Source organism: Herbaspirillum frisingense (assembly GCF_047325095.1).
Taxonomy (GTDB): domain Bacteria; phylum Pseudomonadota; class Gammaproteobacteria; order Burkholderiales; family Burkholderiaceae_D; genus Herbaspirillum; species Herbaspirillum frisingense.
This window is the reverse complement of sequence record NZ_CP168558.1, coordinates 3809323-3829991: the sequence shown is the minus strand read 5'-3', so window position 1 is coordinate 3829991 and position 20669 is coordinate 3809323. Positions and strand designations below refer to the sequence as shown.

The following is a 20669-nucleotide window of genomic DNA, read 5'->3' as shown; positions in this document are numbered from 1 at the left end:
TCAGGCGCGGGCGCCGAACTTGCGGCGCAGCCGCCGCCAGCCGATCACCACGCCGCTGCCCGACAAGGCCAGCCCGCCGATGCTCAGCAGGATCAATACCGCCTCGCGCAACCAGCCGGCGGCCAGCATCGGCCCCAGGTCCCAGCTATGCAGCAGGCTGAACAGCCAGCGCCCGATGCGCTGGGCGCGGTCGGCACTCAATTCCACCTGGCCGCTCTGCAGGTTGAGGTAGACCAGGGTATCACCGGCATCGGCAAACCTCAGTCTGAGCACGGGCAACTGTCGTTGCGCGCCTCCCATCATGGCCTCGCTGTCGCGGCGGTAGTAATAGGCATCGTACTGCTCCATGCGCTCCACCTTCACCAGGGGCGTGTCCATCAGCCGGGCTCCGGCACGTTCCAGCGTGGCGCGAGACCAATGCTGCGCCACCAGCAGGCGCTGCCCCTTCGCATCGGCGGCCAGTACCAGGCGCGTTCCATCATGTGCGTCGCGGGCCAGCACGAAGGGCTGGCCGGCCAGCGTCAGCCATTCCAGTTCCACCGGACGAAACCCGCTATCGGCCAGGCTTTGCAGGATCGCTCCGGTAGGGGCGGCCAGCAGGCCGCCTTGGGCCGGCACCGCTGCATAGCGCGCCAGGTCGGGGCGTTGCGCGGCGGAGAAGATGCCCAGCGGGTTCATCGACATCAGGCCGCTGAAGATCCAGGTCAGGGTGATGGCCGCGAAGCCCAGGCCGAGCAGGTGATGCCAGCGCATCCAGCCGGGCGCGAAGGGTGAGTGCGAGCCGGACTTGTAGGGCCGGCCGAAGCGCCAGCGCCACAGTCCCACCACGATGCCGCTGCAGGCCACCAGCACGCAGCCGGCCGAGAGCGCGATCACTGTCCAGGTCCAGACCGGATCGACCGGCTGGTTCTTGAAGACGTAGAGCCAGTGCAGCCAGGCGCCGACATAGTTCCAGCCGCGTTGCAGGCGGGTTGCCTGCATCACCACTTCGCCGGTATGCGAGGAGACATAGACCAGGGTGTGGGCGGCATCGTTCAGCATGATCTGGTGCAGTGGCCGATGCGCGTCCAGCGACCGGGCATGGGTCCAGCGGTCTTCGTGCAACTGACCCAGGTAATGGGCCTCGGCGCCCGGACGGAACAGGCGTGCCGAGCGCAGCGCGGCATCGCGGTCGAATTGCGCTTGGGCTGTGCCGGAAGCCGCATCCAGCGAAAGCAGGCTGCCATCCTTCTGGCGCAGCAGATAGCGCGGCTGGCCACTGGCGGCGTTGAGCACCAGTGCGCCGGCACGCGCCTGCGGCGGTGGTGCCTGCAGCTGGCTGCCGGCTTCCAGCGCAGGGAGGGCCGCCAGCCTGTCCCAGGGCGTGAGCTTGGGATAGCCGACGAACAGCATCACCACGCCGCTGGCGAACCACAGGGCCATCAGCAGGCAGCCTGCCACGCCGCACCAGCGGTGGGTCAGGTAGGTCCAGCGGCGCAGGCGTGCCGGCCAGGAAGTCGCCGCCATCGATCAGAAGCGGTGGTTCACGCTCAACTGCAACTCGCGTCCCGGTCCGTACAGCCATTGGGTATTGGTGTAGTAGGCGGTGGTGAAGTAGTGCTTGTCGAACACGTTGTTGGCACGCAGGGTCAGGGTGGTGGCTTGCGTGGCCTTCCAGCGCAGGGCCAGGTCGGTAGTGGTGTAGGCCGGCAGCTTGAGGGTGTTGGCGTTGTCGGCATAGCGCGCGCCTACGTACTGCAGGCCGCCGCTGGCAGTCCAGGCGGGCAGGAAGTCCCAGCTCAGCCACAGGTTGGCCAGTCGTTCCGGCACATTGGTGGGGACATTGCCGCTGCGCGAAACAGCCACGCCGGCCACCGCTTCAGCGAAGTCGTCGAAGCGCGCCCGCAGCACGGTGGCGTTGGCGTCCAGCTTCACGGTATCGGCCAGGGCCAGCGACAGGCTGGCTTCGACGCCCCGCGAGGATTGCTGGCCGACCTGGATGCTCTGGCTGGCGTTGGCCGGATCGCGGGTGACCAGGTTGTTCTTGCGGATGTCATAGAGGGCCAGGGTCCATTGGCCACGCTTGTTCCAGAACACCTGCTTGACGCCCACTTCCACCTGGCGACCGGTGGACAGGGCAAAGCGGCTGTTGGACTGGGTCAGCATGAGCAGGCCCGACACCGGTGCGGCGGCCTTGGTGTACTGGCCATAGACGGACAGGTCCGGCGTGATGGCATACACCGAGCCCAGGCGCCAGCCGAGATTGGAGTAGCTCTGGCTGAAGTCGTTGGCGCTGTTGATCAGGTCGCTGCGGGAGACGTCGGCATGGTCGAAGCGCAAGCCGGCCAGCACGCTCAGGCGTTCGGTCAGGTCCAGCTTGTCCTCGGAGAAGACCGAATACTGCGAGGCACTGTTGCGATAGCGCGGCCGGAAGGCCGGGATGCCAGTGCCGCTGGCGTAGACGCCGGGGTCGAAGTCGTAGGGATTGACGCTGCTGAAGTTGCCCACATAGGTGTTGTTGGTGTGGGTGAAGCTGCTGGAGTTGATGTCGAAGCCGACCGAGACCTGGTTGCTCAGGCCCAGCAGGTGGCCCTTGAAGGTGGCGTCGGTGGTGTTGCCGGTCTGCGACTGGTCATGCCGGATCTGGGTCGCGCCGCTGCGGTCGACCAGCCCGGAGGCCGCGTTGTAGACGTAGGATTCGGCGTTGCGCCAGTTGCGGTCGCTGTTGATCTGGTAGAAGCGGGTGCGCACGGTGGTGTCGGCATTGGGTGTCCATTGCGCTTCCAGTTGCGCCCAGCGGTCCTTGTAGTCGATGTTGCCGTCACCGACGTTGAAGTTCTTTTCGCGCAGCGCATCGACTTGCTGGCCATTGATCAGCGGCGTGCCGAAATAGGCCATGGGACGCTGGTGGCCCTGGGCGTAGCTCAGCTGCACGAACAGGTCGGGATTGACGTCCAGCCGCAGCGCGCCCGAGAAACTGAGGTTGTTGGAATAGCCGCGATCCACCCAGCCATCGGAGCGGTCACCGCTGATGTCCACGCGGTAGGACAGCATGTCGTTGATGGCGCCACCACTGCCCAGGCCCAGGCGCTGCGTATTGTGGCTGCCGATGCTGGCCTCGACTTCATTTTCGATCTTGCCGCGTGAAGGTTTCTTCGGCACCACGTTGACCACGCCGCCGATGGCGCCATCGCCATAGATCACCGAGGCCGGTCCGCGCAGCACTTCGATGCGTTCCACGCTCCAGGTGTCGAAGGGGAAGCTCACGCCGACGCCGCCGTACTGGCGCACGCCGTCGTACAGGCGCATGACCGAGGTGGTATCGGTAAAGCCGCGTGCCGACAGCGAGCTGCCGCTGTTGCCCGGGTGTGCCAGGCTGCTGTAGCCGGGGGCGCGGGTGATGGCATCGACGATGCTGGCGTCGCCGCGTTCTTCCAGCTGACGACGGTCGATCACGCTGACGCTGGCAGGAATCTGCAGGGGCGTGAGGTCGAGGTTGGAACCGGTACTCACCGGGTTCTGCAAGGGCGCGGTGCTGCTGGCGCTCACAGAGATGGTGGGCAGGGTGGCGTCGTTCTGCTGCGCCTGGGCACTGGCGGCGAGGCACAGCAGGGGCAGTGCCAGATGGAAGGAGGAACGTTGCTGCTGGCCGGGGCTGCCCCGGTGCTGTCGTGTGGTCTTGGTCATGGTCGCAGTCTGAGTGGGCATGCCATGCATGCCTGCAGGAAGTAAAGAAATCGGATCGCGGCCGATTCTAACAACGCAGAGGGTCGGACTGGGGGCAGCTTGAATCGGGTGAAAATGCTCTGTCGCAGAGGGGAAAGCCGCTCCAGCAAAGGTTTTGCGGCTGATTTGGGAGGGCGATGGGAGGTGCCGGGTGCGACAATTAGCCGCAGCCCTGCAGCGGCTAATCCAGGCGGCTGATGGGCCCAGGCTCGCCCCCGCCCAGCAGCAGGGTCGTCCATCTTCCCTGGGCGGAGGAGGCGCCTTCGGGCAGGATCATGTAGGAGAGGCTTTTCAGTCCGCAATACTGTTCCAGGTAGTCGCGCGCATGGGCCATGCGGTCGCGCAACTGGGTGATGCCGTCCTTCGCGCCTGGCTGCACGGGAAGGAATTCGAACATCACTTCAGGATGCAGGAATTCGGTGAGATGCTGGATCACCAGCTCGGTATCGGGGGCCTCGGCGTTGAACTCGTGGTGAGAAGGGAGTTCTTCCTCGCGCAGTTGATAGCGGATCAGGCAGCGCATGGGTCACCTCACTCCGGGAATGTCCGGCAGCAGGGTCAGGCGCGGATACTCATGCTGGATGGCACGGTCACGGCCCTGTTCCTTGGCCAGATAGAGGGCGGCGTCGGCACTGTCGATCAGGTCGCGGGCATCCACCTGCGCGCCCTTGCCGCTGGCCAGGCTGGCTGCACCCACGCTGATGGTGACCTGGCCGACCGGGCTGCCCTCGTGGGGAATGCGCAATGCCCGCACCGCCTGCACCAGCCTGCCGGAAATGGCAGCGGCACTGGCAGCATTGCAGTTGGGCAGGATCAGGGCGAATTCCTCGCCGCCATAGCGCGCCACGATGTCGCCCTGGCGGCGCGCCACCCCATTGAGGGCGGCGGCCACCTGCTTGAGGCAGATGTCGCCGGCGGCATGGCCGTAGGTATCGTTGTAGCGCTTGAAATGGTCCACATCCACCATGATCAGCGAGAGCGATTCGCCGGAACGGTTCAGGCGTGCCAGTTCGGCCGTGAGCGCGGCATCGAAGTAGCGGCGGTTGAAGACATCGGTCAGGCCATCCTTCTGCGACTGTGCTTCCAGGGTGCGGTAGAGACGCTCCAGTTCGGTGCGGGCGGTGATGGCTTCCATCTCCGCCGTTTCGCGGCCAGCCACCTGCGCCACCAGCCGGTTGCCGCCGTAGCCGATGACGATCAACAGCAACATCACGGCGATGCCGCGTATCCAGACCCGGCGCGTCCAGTCTTCCAGGATGTCGTCCTTGGCCTGTGCCACCGCTACGAACAGCGGATACAGGTTGCAGTGCTTGAAGCTGGTCAGGCGCACGATGTCATCGCGCGGCGAGCGCATCTCGAAGGAACCCTGGTCGGCCTTGCTCAGGTATTGCTGCAGCAGCATCGACTTGGAGATGTCCAGCCCGATGGAATAGCTCAATAACGGCTGGCGGTAGATCACCGTGCCTTCGTTCAGGCCGAACAGGATGGCGCCATTGCGGCCGATGGTGAATTGCTCGTAGTAGCGCTGGAAGTGCGAGAGGTCGATGTCGGCCACCACCACCCCGGCGAAGCTGCCGTCGGGATGATTGATGCGGCGGCTCATGGTGACGACCCACTGACCACTGACACGACTGCGCATGGGTTTGCCGAGATAGGCCTGGTTGGTGCGCAGGCGCTGGTGATGCAGGAAGTAGTCGTCCTGGATATAGCGGTGTTCAAGGGTGGCCTGCGAGGTGCCGATGGCCAGCCCCGTTTCGTCGTAGACCATCAGCATGGCCAGTTGCGGCACCGCCGCCACCGAGGTGACCATGAAATCGTGCGTACGCTGGCTTCCGGCTGCATTGGTGCCGTCATAGTCGAGGTGCTCTTGCACCCCGAGCAATACCACGTCGACTTCCTTGAAGGACTGGTCGGCCTGCTGGGTCAGCGCCAGGGTCATATTGGCGCCGTCCCGGTTGGCCTCGTCCAGCGCCATCTCATAGGCGCGCCAGGCCGACCATGCCTCCAGCAGCAGGATGATCAGGCAGACCACGACCACGAACAGCTTGGCTGTTCTTGATGCGCGCTGGATTCTGTGTTCTGGCATGTCGCTTTCCCCGGAAACGGCCTTTCCCCGGGCGCCATTGTTATGAATTCCTGCTGGTCCGTCCATCGGGGATTACCTGAACTTGCGACGAGATTAACAGATTCCCCCTCTCCGGGGGCAAGCCTTGCCTGCCGGAAAGCGCCATCGGGGCGCTGTCCGTGGCTTTTCCACCCGAGTCGCTGCGCCCCTTGTCGCTGATCGCTAGTCGTAGCGACGGCTGAACAGGATGTTCAGGCCGTTGATGGTGCCGGCGCGGGCCACCACCGACCAGCGGCGCGAAATCTGCCAGGTCGCCTTGGCCACGCTGGCCGCACCCTGCAGGCTTTGTTCGTAGCCCAGGGTGATCTTCTGGGTGATGGCCTTGCCCAGGTTGACCACCTGCTCGTCGGTCAGCCCCGATTCGCTGGAGCCGATGCTGAACTGGTCCAGCCCGATGTCCTTGGCAATGCGCTTGCCGCCCATGTTGCCCACCAGCGCCAGGGCCTGGCTGCTGGCGTTGCGCTGGCCGATGTTGGAGCTGTCGGTGCCATGACCGAACATCATCCAGGACAGTTTTTCATCGTCCGGGACGTTGGGTTCGGACACCAGTTGCACGCGCGGCTGGTTGGCATTGCCGGTCACCGAGACGCCGGCCTCGACGTCCTGGTTGCGGCGCATGGCCAGGATGTTGATGTTGGGATTGGCGATCGGGCCCTGGAAGTTGATGATGCCCCGCTCGATATTGAGCTTGGTGCCAAAGGCTTCATAGCTGCCCTCGGCCACGTTGATGGTGCCGGTGGCGCGCAGGGGGGAGAGCGGTTCGCTGCGCACCATCATGTCGCCGCGCAGGAGCAGGTCGGCGCCACTGCCCCGGAAGCGGAAGTCATTGCCCAGGTCGACCGCCAGGTTGATGACGGGTGCGAACCTGCTGGCCGGCTTTTCGGTCGCGGCTTCCAGCTTCTGCTGCGAGGAGGCGGCCGCACCGACGCGGTTCTTGCCGCTGCGACTGACGATGACCACGTCGTCCCCCAGCTTGGGTGCGCTGCTCTTGGGCAGGTCGAACAGCCCACGGTCGACGATGAACTTGCCGTCCACGCGCAATTGTTCGTTGACGTTGCTGATCTTGCCTTCGCCGGAGAGCATCAATTGCCGGTCGGGACTGGCGAAGAGCTCCAGGTGATCGGCGGTGAGGGTGGCGTTGAGGTCGGGATTGTCGGCACCCAGCTGGATCTTGCCACCGGCGCGCAGGGTGCCGCGCCCGCCATGGAACTCGATCTGGCGCAGTTCGATGACATTGCTGTCCATGACGATGCGTACGATGCCGTCCTTCAACTGGATACCCTGGTCGAATTCGGTCAGGGCCAGGTTGTCGCCGTTGATGGCCCCCGACAGGCGGGGCTGGCCCAGCGTGCCGGCGGCATTGAGGTCGGCCGACAGCTTGCCGTTGAGGCTCAGTTGCGGGCCGATCAGATCGCCCACCCGCTTGAGCTGCGGGACATCCAGGCGGGCCCGGAGGTTCAGCGGGGATGCCGCGTCCAGTGCCAGCAACTGGTCGATGCGACGCAGGCCGACCTCGCCGCCCAGGTCCAGGCTGCCGATGCGCGCGGCATCGACGCGACCGCTCACGCGCATCTGTTCGCCCTGGAAATCGCTGCGCAACTTGAGCTCGGACAGGCCCAGCGTGGCTTCACCGGTGCTGGTGGTGACCCTGACATCGCCCGATCTGCGGGCGATCTGCAGGTAGCCGCTGGCGCGTTCGGCCAGGCTGAAGTCCCAGTCGCTATCGAGCACCAGGTCGGTCTTGACCGGGGCGGGTGTGCCGCTGAATTGCTGCACCAGTTCCAGCACCCGTCCCAGATCCAGCGCCCGAACCTGTCCGGCCGATGCCAGTCGGCCCTGCTGATAGGACAGGCGTTTGAGTTCGATGGCAGTACGGTCGATCTCGATGCGGGTGCTGCCAGCCTCGATGCCGTCGGCCGAGGCATCCAGTGTCAGCGGGCTGCCCAGGGCGATGCGTGGGAAGCCCTGGTTGCTGAACTGGTCGATGCTGCCGGCCCAGCCATACTGGCCCTTGGTCTTTTCGGTGACCTGGCCGTGGGCGCCGACGGCCAGGTCCAGGGTCTGATCCTGCAGCTTGCCCTTGGCCTGCAGGGCCAGTGTGTGCCGGGCGTAGGTGCCGTCCAGCTTGATCGCCAGGTGTGACAGTTCGGCCTGCGGGCCGCTGTAGCCGTCACCCTCCAGTGTGAGCGCCAGGCGGTTGTCGGGCGAGGCCACACCGGCGGCCAGGTTGCTGTGCAGTTCGCTCTGGCCGGCCAGGTGGTGCAGCTTGTGCGCGCCGAACTGCAATTGCTCCGCCTGGAAACTGGCCACCACATCGGGGCGCTGGCGTGTGCCGCTGACGGTGCCGTCCAGGCGCAGCAGGCCGGATAGGCCGTAACCCAGACGCGCCAGTTGTGGCGCATCGACCTTGAGCCGCAACTTGTCCCCGGCCTTGCCGAAGCTGCCGTCCAGGTCCAGCGTATTGCCGGCAACCTGCAGATTGGCCCTGGAAGGCAGAAGACGCATGCCGGCCAGCTGCAGGTCACCCCGGCCGCTCATGGGCAGATCGCCATAGCTGCTGTCGTGGATGCGGAAACCGAGCTTGACCTTCAGCTCCGGCGAGAGGGCGCCGGCTGCGTCGAAGTCCATGTTGATGCGCGCGCGCACCGGTTGCGAAGACGCGGCGCTGCGGGTGCGACGCCCCTTGGTGACCGGTGGCGGGGTGACGGCCTGCAGGACGGCCGTGGGGTCGAAGTCCAACAGCCTGCCCTTGAAGGCGTAATCCATCGCGCCCACGGTCTGCAGGGACCCGGCGGTTTCCAGGCGCGATTTGCCGGCGGTCAGGGAAGCCTCGCGCACCTGTACCCGATCGGCGCCGATGACGGTATCCACGTGAAGCTTCAGGGCGCTGTCCTGCAGGGTCAGCAGCAGTTGCTGGGCGTTTGGCGCCAGCGTCACATCGACCGGCCCGGACAGCCGGGTGGGACGTACCTGCCGATGAATCTGGCTGAGATCGAGTTCGTTGACGCGTAGCTTGAACTGGCCGGCCATGGGGGACTCCTTGCCGGGCTCCGTGCTGCCAGGGCGGAACTGGCCACCGCCTTCGATGCGGGCGTTGCGGGGCAGGCGGATATCCAGTCGCGACAGGGTCTGCTGTTGCAGGTCCAGTTGCAGATCGGCGCTGGCCGAGAGCAGGGGCAGCAGTTGCTGGTCCAGGCTGCCAGGGCGGGCATTGGTGATGTCTACCCGGCCGGCCACCTGCAGCGGGGCATTGGCGGCGAGTCCGGCCGGCGGAGCCAGGTCGGCGCGCAGGTTGAGGTCGGCTGCCGGCGCGGCGGCGTTGAAGGCCTGCGGATTGAGATGCTGCAGATCGACCCGGGCGCGCTTGAGCGGGACCGCGGCAAAGGGTGTGGCGACGATGTCGGCGTTGCCCTTGAGCTTGTCGCCCCCGGCGGTGAGGGCGATGCCCAGTTCCTCCAGCGAGCCCGACAACTGGGCGGCCAACTGGTATTGCTCCTTGAACTCGCCCTGCTGATAGGCGCCGGTCAGTTCCAGCCCGCCGCCGATGGCGAAGGGGCGCTTGCCGTTCAGATGCAGCAGGGCCGTGGCCTGGCCGTAGGGGGTCATGACGCGGTCCAGCACCAGCGTGTGTTGCACGCCGTCGGAGCTGCCGTGCAGTTTCAGGTCCGACAGTTCGGTGGTGGACGTCCCCTGGGTCAGGCTCAGGTGGCCCAGGCTGATCTCGCCGATCTCCACGGCCAGGGGAATGTCCAGCGAGGTCGGCAGGGTGGTCGGCTCGGACGGCGAGGGCTGCTGTTTCAGCTGCACCGTGCCCACGCGCAGGTAGTCGATGCTGAACTTGCGCTGCAGCACTGCCAGATGCCAGCGGGCGTCGATGCTGTCGATATCGAGGATGCGCTGCCCATCCTGGTAGTGTAAGGCGCGCAGGCGCAGACCATCGGCCACCGTGCCGCCCAGCAACTGGCCGGAGAGCTTGCCGTCCAGCGCCTTGACCGCGCCGTTCCACAGCAGGCGGGTGCCGCTTTCGGTCTTCAAGGCGTACAGGCTTGTACCGGCGGTGGCCAGCAGCAGAAGGGCGAGCGTGCCGCCGCTCCAGGCCAGGATGCGGCCCGTGCGGCCCATTCGGCGCGTGTTGCCAGCGCGCTTGCGCGAGCGCCGTGGACCCGGCGGCTCCGGTGTAGGGGAAGAATCCTGCGATGCTTGTGGCTGGTCGCTCATGCGTGCCTGTCGTTCGAAATCATATAAATCGTTTGGGCGGTTCTGGCGCCTGCGTCAGAACGCGATGCCCAGCGAGATGTGCGGACGGATCTGGCGCTTCTGGATGCCATAGGCCAGGTCCAGGTTCAGCGTCCCCACCGGACTGCGCCAGCGTGCACCGGTGCCCACGCCGTGATAGAAGGTCTTGTTGTTCCAGTTGTCGGCGGCTGCGCCGATGTCGTAGAACACCGCCGCCCCCCATTTCTCGCTGAACCAGCGCTGGTATTCGGAGCTGCCCACGGCCAGGTACTTGGTCGGATAGACGGTACCGTTCTGCTCGTTGCCGATGCTCTGGTAGCTATAGCCGCGCACCGAATCGTTGCCGCCGGTGCGGAACAGCAGCGAGGGCGGCACCGCCCCGGCACTGCCGGCTGTGAAGACGCCGCCCAGTTCTGCGCGCAAGACCAAGATGTCGCGCTTGCCCACCGGCACGAACTGCTTGAAGCGGCCATACAGGCGACTGAAACTCTGGTCGGTCAGCAAGCCCTTGAGTGCGAAGCCGGCTTCCAGCGTCAGCAGGTTGCCCCGGCGCGGAAAGATCGGGTTGTCCACATTGCGGCGTGACCAGGCGAAGCCCGGCACCAGCGCCCGGTGCTTGCCGGGGGTGACGATGGTATTGGCGGGCAGGGTGCTGCCGTCCTCCTGGCTCAGCTCATCCCGGTAATAGGTCAGCGAATAGGTGGTGTCGTAGTTCTCGCTGTTGCGGGCGCGCTTGAGCCCGATCTGCTGGCTGCGCAGGTCGATGCCTTCCAGCTTGGTGCGGTCGTAGGAGGTATTGAGGCTGTTGACGAAGGCCTTGTCGTCCGGCGGCATGGCCAGGGACATCATGCCGTACTGGCGTTTCTGCTCCAGCCGTGCCTGGCTGTCGAAGACATAGGCCTTGTCAAACACGTTGTAATGCGAATAGCGACCTTCGACCTGGGCGCCGGTGTCGGTGCTATAGCCCACGCCGGTGCGGATGCGCTGGGTCGGAAACTCGGTGACCTGCACCTTCACCGGTGTCAGGTCCGGGTGTTCGGGGTCATCGTCGATGGCCACGATGGCGTTGGAGAAGTAGGGCGTGTTCTGGATCTGCCGCTGCAGCGCCAGCAGGCGGTCGACGTCATAGGCTTCACCGATGTTGAGCGGATTGACGTTGCGGATGATGGTCTCGGGATAGCGGCGCGTGCCGGTGATCTGCAAGGGCCCCAGGGTGAAGGCCGGGCCGCTGTCATAGCGCACCGACAGGTCGGCCTGGTGTTCGTCCGGATCGACCCGCGCCTGGGAGGAGGCGATACGGGCAGCCGCGTATTTCTTTTGCTGCAGCTGGTCCAGGCCGGCATTCTTGGCCTTGTCCCAGTCTTCCTGGCGGAACGGTTGGCCCGGCGGCAATGTCCAGTTCTCGCGCAGGGCAGCCACCCGGGCCGCGTCTTCACGGGCGGCCACGCCGGTGACGGCGATGTCGGCGCTGCTGATCGCGGTGCGCGGGCCGGGGTCGACGCTGAGCTTGATGCGGCGCAGCGGCTGCTGATCGGCCGCGGCGGGCTCGGTCTGCACGCTGACCTTGGTGACGGGCGCGAAATAGCCCTCGGTCGAGGTCAGTTCGCGCACCTGGTCGCCGACGGTATCCATCATGAACTTGAGCTGCTCGTCGCTGATGTCGTCGCGGTCCTGATAGCGCGAGAGGTCCAGGAAATCCTTGAGCAGCGACTGCACCGGCTTGGGCGCTTCGATCTCCACCTTGTAGGCGGCATAGGCGGTATCGGCGGCACACCAGAGAAAGGCGATGGCCAGGTGGCGGGTCCAGGTCATTGATTCACTGCATCTTCATTTATCGGTTGAGGCGGCCGGCCTGCCGCCCCTTGGGGCAAGTCGGGTAGGATGGAGGGCTTGGCGGTTCATGCCACCAAGGCCTGACCTGCGTGCGGCGCGGATAGTTCCTGGCCGGCACCGGTGCAGGCGCTTCATTCCCGGGCCATGTCTCACTGCGGCGTCGCGGGTTCCTGTGGCGATGACAGATCCTGGCGACATGGGCAGGGCGATCCACCGCCTTGTTCTTCCCGCTATTGTAATGTGCCTGCAGCGTCGCCCGGGCAGGTATTGCGGACCAAAGCTGCACATCGCTTCCCTCGTGGACAGGCGAGTGCGGTCAATCGAAGGAGAGTCGTGTGAGTAGTGTCAGCAGTGTGAATATTGATGTGTATTCGGAGAAGGCCAGTTGCGAGCGCTTGTTGTCGGTTCATCGCTGGACCGACAAGTTGCTGAGCTTTCGCACCACGCGTCCGGCCGGTTACCGTTTCACGGCCGGCCAGTTTGCCCGTCTGGGGTTGGAGATCGATGGCCAGATCGTCTCGCGCGCCTATTCCATCACCTCGGCCGAGCAGGAGGACCAGCTGGAGTATTACGCCATCGTGGTCCCTGGCGGCCAGTTCACCACGCGCCTCGCAGCCTTGCAGCCAGGGGACCCGGTCTGGGTGGAAAAGCTCAGCTATGGCTTCATGACCGCCGACCGCTTCGTCGATGGCCGCCACTTGTGGATGCTGGCCACCGGCACCGGGCTGGGGCCGTATGTCTCCATCCTGCAGCAGCCCGATGTCTGGCAGCGCTTCGATGAACTGGTCATCGTGCATGGCGTTCGTCAGCGCGAGGAGCTGGCCTATGCCGACAAATTCGAACAGCTGCGTCAGCACGCCCGCCAGCAGGGCTGGCCAGCGCGATTGCAGCTGCTGCGTTGCGTAACGCGTGATGATGCCCTGCCTGATGCCCCGGGCTGGCTGGCTGGTCGCATCACCACGCTGTTGAAGGAGGGGCAGCTGGAGCAGGCCGCCGGCCTGCCGCTGAGCGTGGAACAGACGCGCGTCATGGCCTGCGGCAATCCCGAGATGGTCACCGAGGTGCGCGAACTGCTGCGCGAGCGTGGCATGGGGCCATTGCGTCGCACTGGTGGTGGCCAGTTCGTGACCGAAGACTATTGGTGACTGTTGATTTCAGGCCGGCCGACGGCGCCACGCCGGTCGGCCATCATCGTCCCACCCTCTCAATTCTGCGCAATCTCGACATCCGTCGACGATAAGGGCCGATTGTTGTTGAAATCGCCATGGAAAGTGAAGTTGCCGCATTCTCCTGCTATTGACACCTCGTATAAATTCGATTTTCAGCCGCAATATCGCGATTTCCTTTCTATTTTCCCCAGAATTTGTCTATCTCCTACTGATGGAAGTTTTTCGATGCCGCCATGGTGTCGACAGACGAGGGGAGCCGACATCGATGAAAGGAAATCGAGGGCATCAAGCCACGGCACTTCATGGGAGAGCGATTTCGGGCGAAGGTCTGCGAAGTCGCCACCTGTCAGTTAATTGAACCATTTGGGGGTAGCATGAATTTGAAGAAGATCCTGCACGTAGCCATTGCCGACGACCATCCTATCGTGCTCGGCGCGCTCAGGAGCGAGCTGGCGCGCCTGCCGGAAATACGCATCGATCTGGAGGTGGATACGGGGGAGGCGCTGCTCGCGGCGCTCAAGCGCGCGCCATGCGAGATCGTCATCACCGATTTCGCCATGCCGGCCGACGACAGCGACGATTCCGACGGCTTTGCGCTGGTCAAGCGAATCAAGAACGAACATCCCTCGACCAAGCTGATCGTCTACACGGCGATGAACAATGGCGCCGTGATCCGGCGCCTGTACCGGATGGGCGTATTCGCCGTCATCAACAAGCGAGAAAAGACGGATGAACTGATCAACGCCTGCCTGGCCACGCAGAGCAGCAAGCAACTGTACTTCCCGGTGTCGCTGCGCGGCGAGCTGGAGATGAGCTGGGCTCAGGGGGAGGGCTTCGGACTGGTGCGCGAATTGACCCAGAGCGAGCTGGAGGTCGTCCGGCTGTTTGTGGAAGGTCAGTCGCTGGGCGAGATATGTGAACGTCTGTCACGCACGCCCAGTACCATCAGCACTCACAAGAACAATGCGATGCGCAAGCTGGGCCTGAGTACCGATGCCGACTTGATCAAGTATGCGTATTCGACCGGGATGATCAACTAGGCGGGTGCGGCCGGATGTTACTTCCCCCCAAAGAGGTGGACGGACATCCGGTGGCGAACTTGAGGGCAGGAGGAATGCGGTGCGCCCGATGCAGGCGCGATGAAAAACAAAAAGCCCGGTCACCAGGACCGGGCTTTTTGCTTGAATACTTGGGGTGGCTGATGGGACTCGAACCCACGACGACAGGAATCACAATCCTGGACTCTACCAACTGAGCTACAGCCACCGTCGACTGTCAGACAGACTTGCGTCCGTCATCAAGTAAGCAAAATATTATACAAACACTTGCGAGGAATGGCAACATAATTTCGATGCAAAAAGGAAAGTTCGCCGAACATTTCCTTTTTGCCCGCTTCAGGCGCCGTCTTGCGGCTGCAGGGCCTGTACCGGTGGCGCCAGCTGCAGCAGGCTGCGGAAGGCGTTTGCCAGCGTGGACTGGCTGGCCGTGGTGAAGCCGGCCAGCGAGCCGGTGGCGGCCTGCGCCAGCAATCCTTGTGTTTCCAGCAGGCGTGCCAGTTGCCGGGTGACGGCCTGGCCGGTATCGATGATGTCCGGCACTTCGCCCGCCAGTCGCCTGCATACGCTCTCGATGGCCGGCCGCACGAAGGGGTAGTGGGTGCAGCCCAGTACCAGGTTATCGGCGCCCTGGTCCAGCAGCGGCTGCAGGTAGCGCTCCAGCAATTGCACCGTGGCCGGCGAGTACAGTTCGCCTTTTTCGATCAGGTCCACCAGGCCGACGCAGGCCTGCGGCAGGAAGCGCACCCGGTACTGCTCCTCCATCTGCTGCTGCAGCAAGGCAAAGCGCTTGCTGGCCAGCGTGCTGCGGGTCGCCAATACGCCCACGGTGCCGCTGCGGGTCTCTTGGGCGGCCGGTTTCAGACCGGGTTCGATGCCGACCACCACCAGCCGCGGCCATTGCGCGCGAATGGCCTGGATGGCCGCGGCGGTGGCGGTATTGCAGGCCACCACCAGCGCCTTGACCTGCTGGCCGACAAAGAACGAGGCAATGGCCAGCGACCGCTCCACGATCTCGGCTTCGCTCTTGTCGCCGTAGGGGGCGTAGCCGGAGTCGGCGAAGTAGAGCAGCTTTTCGCGGGGCAGGGCGGCCTGGATGTGACGCAGCACCGACAAGCCGCCGACGCCCGAATCGAAAATGCCGACCGCGGCATCGGCTGCGGTCGGCATCGGGGTCGGGCTGGCAGATTGTCCTGCAGAAGGCGCGGCGGCTTGCTTGGCTGCTTCATTCATGGTGCTGCGCGCGCTCCTGCGGATCGTCTGGCGTGGCTCAGGCGGTGGTGACGGGGATCTTGGACAGGGAGACGCTCTGGGCGATCTTTTCCTTCCACTCGGCCGGCCCGGTGTTGTGCACCGAGATACCGTTGGCGTCGACGGCCACGGTCACCGGCATGTCCTTGACGTCGAATTCGTAGATCGCTTCCATGCCCAGGTCGGCAAAGCCCAGCACCTTGGCCGACTTGATCGCCTTGGACACCAGGTAGGCCGAACCACCCACGGCCATCAGGTAGGCCGACTTGTGCTTCTTGATCGCCTCGATGGCGGCCGGGCCGCGCTCGGACTTGCCGATCATGGAGATCAGCCCGGTCTGTTCCAGCATCATGTCGGTGAACTTGTCCATGCGGGTAGCGGTGGTCGGACCCGCCGGGCCGACCACTTCGTCGCGCACCGGATCGACCGGGCCGACGTAGTAGATCACGCGGTTGGTGAAGTCCACCGGCAGCTTCTCGCCCTTGGCCAGCATGTCCTGGATGCGCTTGTGGGCAGCATCGCGGCCGGTCAGCATCTTGCCGTTCAACAGCAGGGTCTGGCCCGGCTTCCAGGAGGCGACTTCTTCCTTGGTCAGGGTATCCAGGTTGACGCGCTTGGACTTCTCGGTGTCGGCCACCCAGTGCACTTCGGGCCAGTCCGACAGCGACGGCGGTTCCATGTAGGCCGGGCCGGAGCCGTCCAGCACGAAGTGACCGTGACGGGTCGCCGCACAGTTGGGGATCATCGCCACCGGCTTGGAAGCCGCGTGGGTCGGGTGCATCATGATCTTCACATCCAGCACCGTGGTCAGGCCGCCCAGGCCCTGTGCGCCGATGCCCAGGGCGTTGACCTTCTCATAGAGCTCGATACGCAGCTCTTCGGTCTTGTTCTGCGGGCCGCGCTTCAAGAGCTCGTACATGTCGATGTCTTCCATCAGCACTTCCTTGGCCATCAGCATGGCCTTCTCGGCGGTACCGCCGATGCCGATGCCCAGCATGCCCGGCGGGCACCAGCCGGCACCCATGGTCGGCACGGTCTTCAGGACCCAGTCCACCAGGTTGTCGGAAGGGTTCAGCATGACGAACTTGGTCTTGTTTTCGGAGCCACCGCCCTTGGCGGCGATCTGCACGTCCACGGTGTTGCCCGGTACCAGTTCCATGTGGATCACGGCCGGGGTGTTGTCCTTGGTGTTCTTGCGCTCGAACTGTGGGTCGGCCACGATCGAGGCGCGCAGCACGTTGTCCGGGTGCGAGTAGCCGCGACGCACGCCTTCGTTGACGGCGTCGGCGATCGAGCCCGAGAAGCCCTCGAAGCGCACGCCCATGCCGATCTTCAGGAACACGTTGACGATGCCGGTGTCCTGGCAGATCGGACGCTTGCCCTCGGCGCACATGCGCGAGTTGGTCAGGATCTGCGCGATCGCATCCTTGGCTGCCGGGCTCTGCTCGGACTCATAGGCGCGGGCCAGGTGGGCGATGTAGTCGGCCGGATGGTAGTAGCTGATGTACTGCAGCGCGGCGGCTACGGATTCGATGAGATCGTCTTGCTTGATGATGGTCATGGCTGGTTCTCTCAGGTTTGGGTGATACGGGTTCAGTGCTTCTGGGATGGATCATCGCCATGTGCGCCGGGATGCACCATCAGGCGGTCGCAATAGGCAATGGCCATGGCCGAGAGCAGGAAGGCGATATGGATGCCGGTCTGCGCGATGAGCGTCTTGGCGTCATACAGGTTGGCGTTGATGAAGGTCTTCAACAGGTGGATCGAGGAAATACCGATGATGGCCGTGGCCAGCTTGACCTTGAGCACCGAGGCATTGACGTGCGACAGCCATTCCGGCTGGTCGGGATGGCCTTCCAGGTTCATGCGCGAGACGAAGGTCTCGTAGCCGCCCACGATCACCATGATCAGCAGGTTGGAAATCATCACCACGTCAATCAGGGCCAGTACCACCAGCATGATGGTCTGCTCGTTGAGCTTGTCGGGGCGGGTGGCGCCGGGGATGGCCACCGCATCCAGGATATGGTCCAGCGAGCTGGCACTGCCCATGGCCGCGCCGATCAGGTCCGACAGTTCGACCCAGAAGTGATAGACGTAGACGCATTGCGCCAGGATCAGGCCCAGGTACAGCGGCAGCTGCAGCCAGCGGCTCATGAAAATCAGGTTGGGCAGGATGCCGATCTTGCGGGGTGTCTTGGGCGACGGGCTGGTCATGGTGTCAGGAGTACGCTGGATGAATTCTGGCGAGTGAGTGCGGTATCCGATTATGTCGCCGGGCGAACGCTACCCGCTCGGTCTCGGATTTGGGGCCGTATTCTACACGCCCTTGGGCAGAATCCGTCGCGACAGCTTCATCCCGGCCTGGATCAAATGTGAGCAGACAGGTGCCTGCGGGAAACACCGGCCTGTGCCAAAATGCACAAATGTTGTTCTGAACATAAGGGCAATATGAAGGTCTTCGTCATTGGAGGCCAGGACCGACATGCCTCGCCGGCACGCGCCGTTACCCGGCCAAGTGCCCGCGCAAGCGCCTGCGCGGCCCGCAAGACGTTGATGCAGGCGGGTTTGCGCGCCATGACGGCGCTGCATGTGTAAGGACTGAGTAAGTGAAACGGCCTATGTTTTGCGGAAAGCAAAAACAAACCTAGTGGAGACTACCGTGGCAGACATCGAAACTTTCAAGCAAGAAAACCGCGTATTCGCACCGCCGGCCGAGCTGGTCAAGCACGCCGCCATTTCCGGCATGGAGGCCTACCAGGCCCTGAACGCCGAATTCGCCAAGGATTACGAAGGCACCTGGGCCAGACTGGCCAAGGACAACCTCAAGTGGCACAAGCCCTTCACCCAGACCCTGGATGAATCGAACGCACCGTTCTACAAATGGTTCGCCGATGGCCAGGTCAACGTCTCCTACAACTGCCTGGACGTGAACCTGGAGAACGGCAACGCCGACAAGACCGCCGTCATCTTCGAGTCCGACGATGGCAAGGTCACCCGCGTGTCCTACCGCGAGCTGCACCAGAAGGTCTGCCAGTTCGCCAATGGCCTGAAATCGCTGGGCATCAAGAAGGGTGACCGTGTGGTCATCTACATGCCGATGTCGGTGGAAGGCGTGGCCGCCATGCAGGCCTGCGCCCGCATCGGTGCCACCCACTCGGTGGTGTTCGGCGGCTTCTCCGCCAAGTCCCTGCACGAACGCGTGATCGATGCTGGCGCCGTGGCCGTGCTGACTGCCGACTACCAGGTCCGCGGCGGCAAGCAGCTGGCCCTCAAGTCCATCGTCGATGAAGCCCTGGCCATGGGTGGCTGCGATACGCTCAAGCACGTGGTCGTCTACAAGCGCGCCGGCGCCGAGATCAACTGGGTTGAAGGCCGTGACCTCTGGCTCTCCGACGTGCTGGCCAACCAGTCCGACGTCTGCGAGCCGGAATGGGTGGATGCCGAGCACCCCCTGTTCATCCTCTACACCTCCGGTTCCACCGGCAAGCCCAAGGGCGTGCAGCACGCTTCGGCCGGCTACCTGCTGTGGGCCGTGCTGACCATGAAGTGGACCTTCGACATCAAGCCCGACGATGTCTACTGGTGTACCGCCGACATCGGCTGGATCACCGGCCACACCTATATCGCCTATGGCCCGCTGGCGGTGGGCGCGACCCAGATCGTCTTCGAGGGCGTGCCGACCTATCCCAACGCCGGACGCTTCTGGGACATGGTGGCGCGCCACAAGGCCACCATCTTCTACACCGCACCCACCGCCATCCGCTCGCTGATCAAGGCCGCCGATGCCGACGAGAAGGTCCATCCCAAGCAATATGACCTGTCGTCCCTGCGCATCCTGGGCTCGGTGGGTGAGCCCATCAACCCGGAAGCCTGGATGTGGTACTACAAGAACGTCGGCCAGGAGAAATGCCCCATCGTCGATACCTTCTGGCAGACCGAGACCGGTGGTCACATGATCTCGCCCCTGCCGGGTGCGACCCCGCAGGTCCCGGGTTCGTGCACACTGCCGCTGCCGGGTATCACGGCAGCCATCGTCGACGAGACCGGCAATGACATCCCCAATGGCAATGGCGGCATCCTGGTCGTCAAGCGCCCATGGCCCTCGATGATCCGCACCATCTGGAACGACCCCGAGCGCTTCAAGAAGAGCTATTTCCCCGAGGAGCTGGGTGGCAACATCTACCTCGCCGGCGACGGCGCGGTGCGCAACAAGGAGACCGGCTACTTCACCATCACCGGCCGCATCGACGACGTGCTGAACGTCTCCGGTCACCGCATGGGCACCATGGAAATCGAATCGGCGCTGGTGGCCAACAGCATCGTGGCCGAGGCCGCCGTGGTGGGCAAGCCGGACGAAACCACCGGCGAATCGATCTGCGCCTTCGTGGTCCTGAAACGTCCGCGTCCCACCGGTGAGGAAGCCAAGCAGATCGCCAAGGAGCTGCGTGACTGGGTCGCCAAGGAAATCGGTCCGATCGCCAAGCCCAAGGAAATCCGTTTCGGCGACAACCTCCCCAAGACCCGCTCCGGCAAGATCATGCGCCGTCTGCTGCGCGTGCTGGCCAAGGGCGAAGCGATCACGCAGGACGTCTCCACGCTGGAAAACCCGGCCATCCTGGATCAGTTGAAGGAAGCGCAGTAAGCGACAACGGCACGGAAGGGCGGTCGCAAACGGCCGCCTGCAAGCCGGCAGGGCAGGGCGAGATGGATTCGGGCCCATGCCTGCCGGCTTTTTTATGGTCTTTTTGGAAAAATGTTTAGAAAAGACTTGGCTTCTTTCGGAAGCTTGCTATAATGCATGGCTTCGCTGAACGCGAACACAAATCCAGGAGAGGTGGATGAGTGGTTTAAGTCGCACGCCTGGAAAGCGTGTATAGGTTCATAGCCTATCGGGGGTTCGAATCCCCCCCTCTCCGCCAGGAATCAAGCAAAACGGGCCTTCGCGGCCCGTTTTTGCTTTTGATCCCGCATAAAAGAGCTCACATACGAATTGGACGTTCCTTCGTTGAACGGGCTGCGCCGTTCCTCTGCGACATGTTTTGCTCGCAAATTTTATTTCCCCTCGCTCTGCTGCTCATATCGTCCGTTTCAACAGCTTGGCTCAGTGGCCGAAAACCTGCTGCAGGTATGCCTCCCCCAATCCAGAGCGCTTAATTGCATTTGGCCGCTCCCGGACGGCGCAAACATTGAACCCCGAGCTTCGAATGGAGGCTGGGGGCTTTTTTCGCGGCTACGCTCTAGCGTTTTGATTCCCAGCATTTCAAATGAAATACAGGCAGCGGGATTTGAAACGAG

At 63.9% G+C, this 20669-nt stretch carries 12 protein-coding genes and 2 tRNA genes; 4 read left to right on the top strand and 10 right to left on the bottom strand.

All coding sequences use genetic code 11. The features are described from left to right. From ACEOAC_RS17685 to ACEOAC_RS17660, 6 genes are all read right to left on the bottom strand, one after another. Nucleotides 1-1506: a PepSY domain-containing protein gene (locus ACEOAC_RS17685; RefSeq protein WP_413444853.1), complete on the bottom strand. Its 1506-nt coding sequence runs from the start codon at nucleotides 1504-1506 to the stop codon at nucleotides 1-3. A 3-nt stretch (nucleotides 1507-1509) separates the two neighbouring features. Further along, a complete protein-coding gene (locus tag ACEOAC_RS17680; protein ID WP_413628488.1) occupies nucleotides 1510-3687 on the bottom strand; it encodes a TonB-dependent receptor in 2178 nt (725 codons plus the stop codon). Between the two features lie 199 nt (nucleotides 3688-3886). Next, nucleotides 3887-4228, bottom strand: coding sequence for a hypothetical protein (locus tag ACEOAC_RS17675; protein ID WP_077237920.1), 342 nt, complete (start codon nucleotides 4226-4228; stop codon nucleotides 3887-3889). 3 nt (nucleotides 4229-4231) lie between these two features. After that, complete coding sequence (locus ACEOAC_RS17670; RefSeq protein ID WP_413444852.1) at nucleotides 4232-5791, bottom strand: diguanylate cyclase; 1560 nt, start codon at nucleotides 5789-5791, stop codon at nucleotides 4232-4234. 201 nt (nucleotides 5792-5992) lie between these two features. Then, nucleotides 5993-10048: a translocation/assembly module TamB domain-containing protein gene (locus tag ACEOAC_RS17665; RefSeq protein WP_413628487.1), complete on the bottom strand. Its 4056-nt coding sequence runs from the start codon at nucleotides 10046-10048 to the stop codon at nucleotides 5993-5995. A gap of 54 nt (nucleotides 10049-10102) precedes the next feature. Next, on the bottom strand, nucleotides 10103-11878 hold the full coding sequence (locus tag ACEOAC_RS17660) for an autotransporter assembly complex protein TamA (RefSeq protein WP_413628486.1): 1776 nt from the start codon (nucleotides 11876-11878) through the stop codon (nucleotides 10103-10105). 356 nt (nucleotides 11879-12234) lie between these two features. On the opposite strand from ACEOAC_RS17660, the gene ACEOAC_RS17655 reads away from it, so the two are divergent. Next, on the top strand, nucleotides 12235-13044 hold the full coding sequence (locus tag ACEOAC_RS17655; RefSeq protein ID WP_413443906.1) for a ferredoxin--NADP reductase: 810 nt from the start codon (nucleotides 12235-12237) through the stop codon (nucleotides 13042-13044). Between the two features lie 398 nt (nucleotides 13045-13442). Beyond that, nucleotides 13443-14108, top strand: coding sequence for a response regulator transcription factor (locus ACEOAC_RS17650; protein ID WP_006462446.1), 666 nt, complete (start codon nucleotides 13443-13445; stop codon nucleotides 14106-14108). A 150-nt stretch (nucleotides 14109-14258) separates the two neighbouring features. Here ACEOAC_RS17650 and ACEOAC_RS17645 read toward each other — a convergent pair. The 4 genes from ACEOAC_RS17645 to ACEOAC_RS17630 form a co-directional block, all read right to left on the bottom strand. Further along, a tRNA-His gene (locus ACEOAC_RS17645) sits at nucleotides 14259-14334 on the bottom strand. Nucleotides 14335-14462: 128 nt separating this feature from the next. Then, complete coding sequence (gene murI / locus ACEOAC_RS17640; protein WP_413443907.1) at nucleotides 14463-15356, bottom strand: glutamate racemase; 894 nt, start codon at nucleotides 15354-15356, stop codon at nucleotides 14463-14465. Between the two features lie 37 nt (nucleotides 15357-15393). Next, a complete protein-coding gene (locus ACEOAC_RS17635) occupies nucleotides 15394-16935 on the bottom strand; it encodes a fumarate hydratase (RefSeq protein WP_077237926.1) in 1542 nt (513 codons plus the stop codon). Between the two features lie 32 nt (nucleotides 16936-16967). Then, nucleotides 16968-17588 (bottom strand): YqhA family protein, encoded by a 621-nt coding sequence (locus ACEOAC_RS17630; protein WP_006462449.1) that lies wholly within the window; start codon nucleotides 17586-17588, stop codon nucleotides 16968-16970. Between the two features lie 445 nt (nucleotides 17589-18033). On the opposite strand from ACEOAC_RS17630, the gene acs reads away from it, so the two are divergent. Next, complete coding sequence (gene acs / locus ACEOAC_RS17625) at nucleotides 18034-20016, top strand: acetate--CoA ligase (protein ID WP_006462450.1); 1983 nt, start codon at nucleotides 18034-18036, stop codon at nucleotides 20014-20016. A 186-nt stretch (nucleotides 20017-20202) separates the two neighbouring features. Beyond that, a tRNA-Ser gene (locus ACEOAC_RS17620) sits at nucleotides 20203-20293 on the top strand. Nucleotides 20294-20669 lie beyond the last annotated feature (376 nt).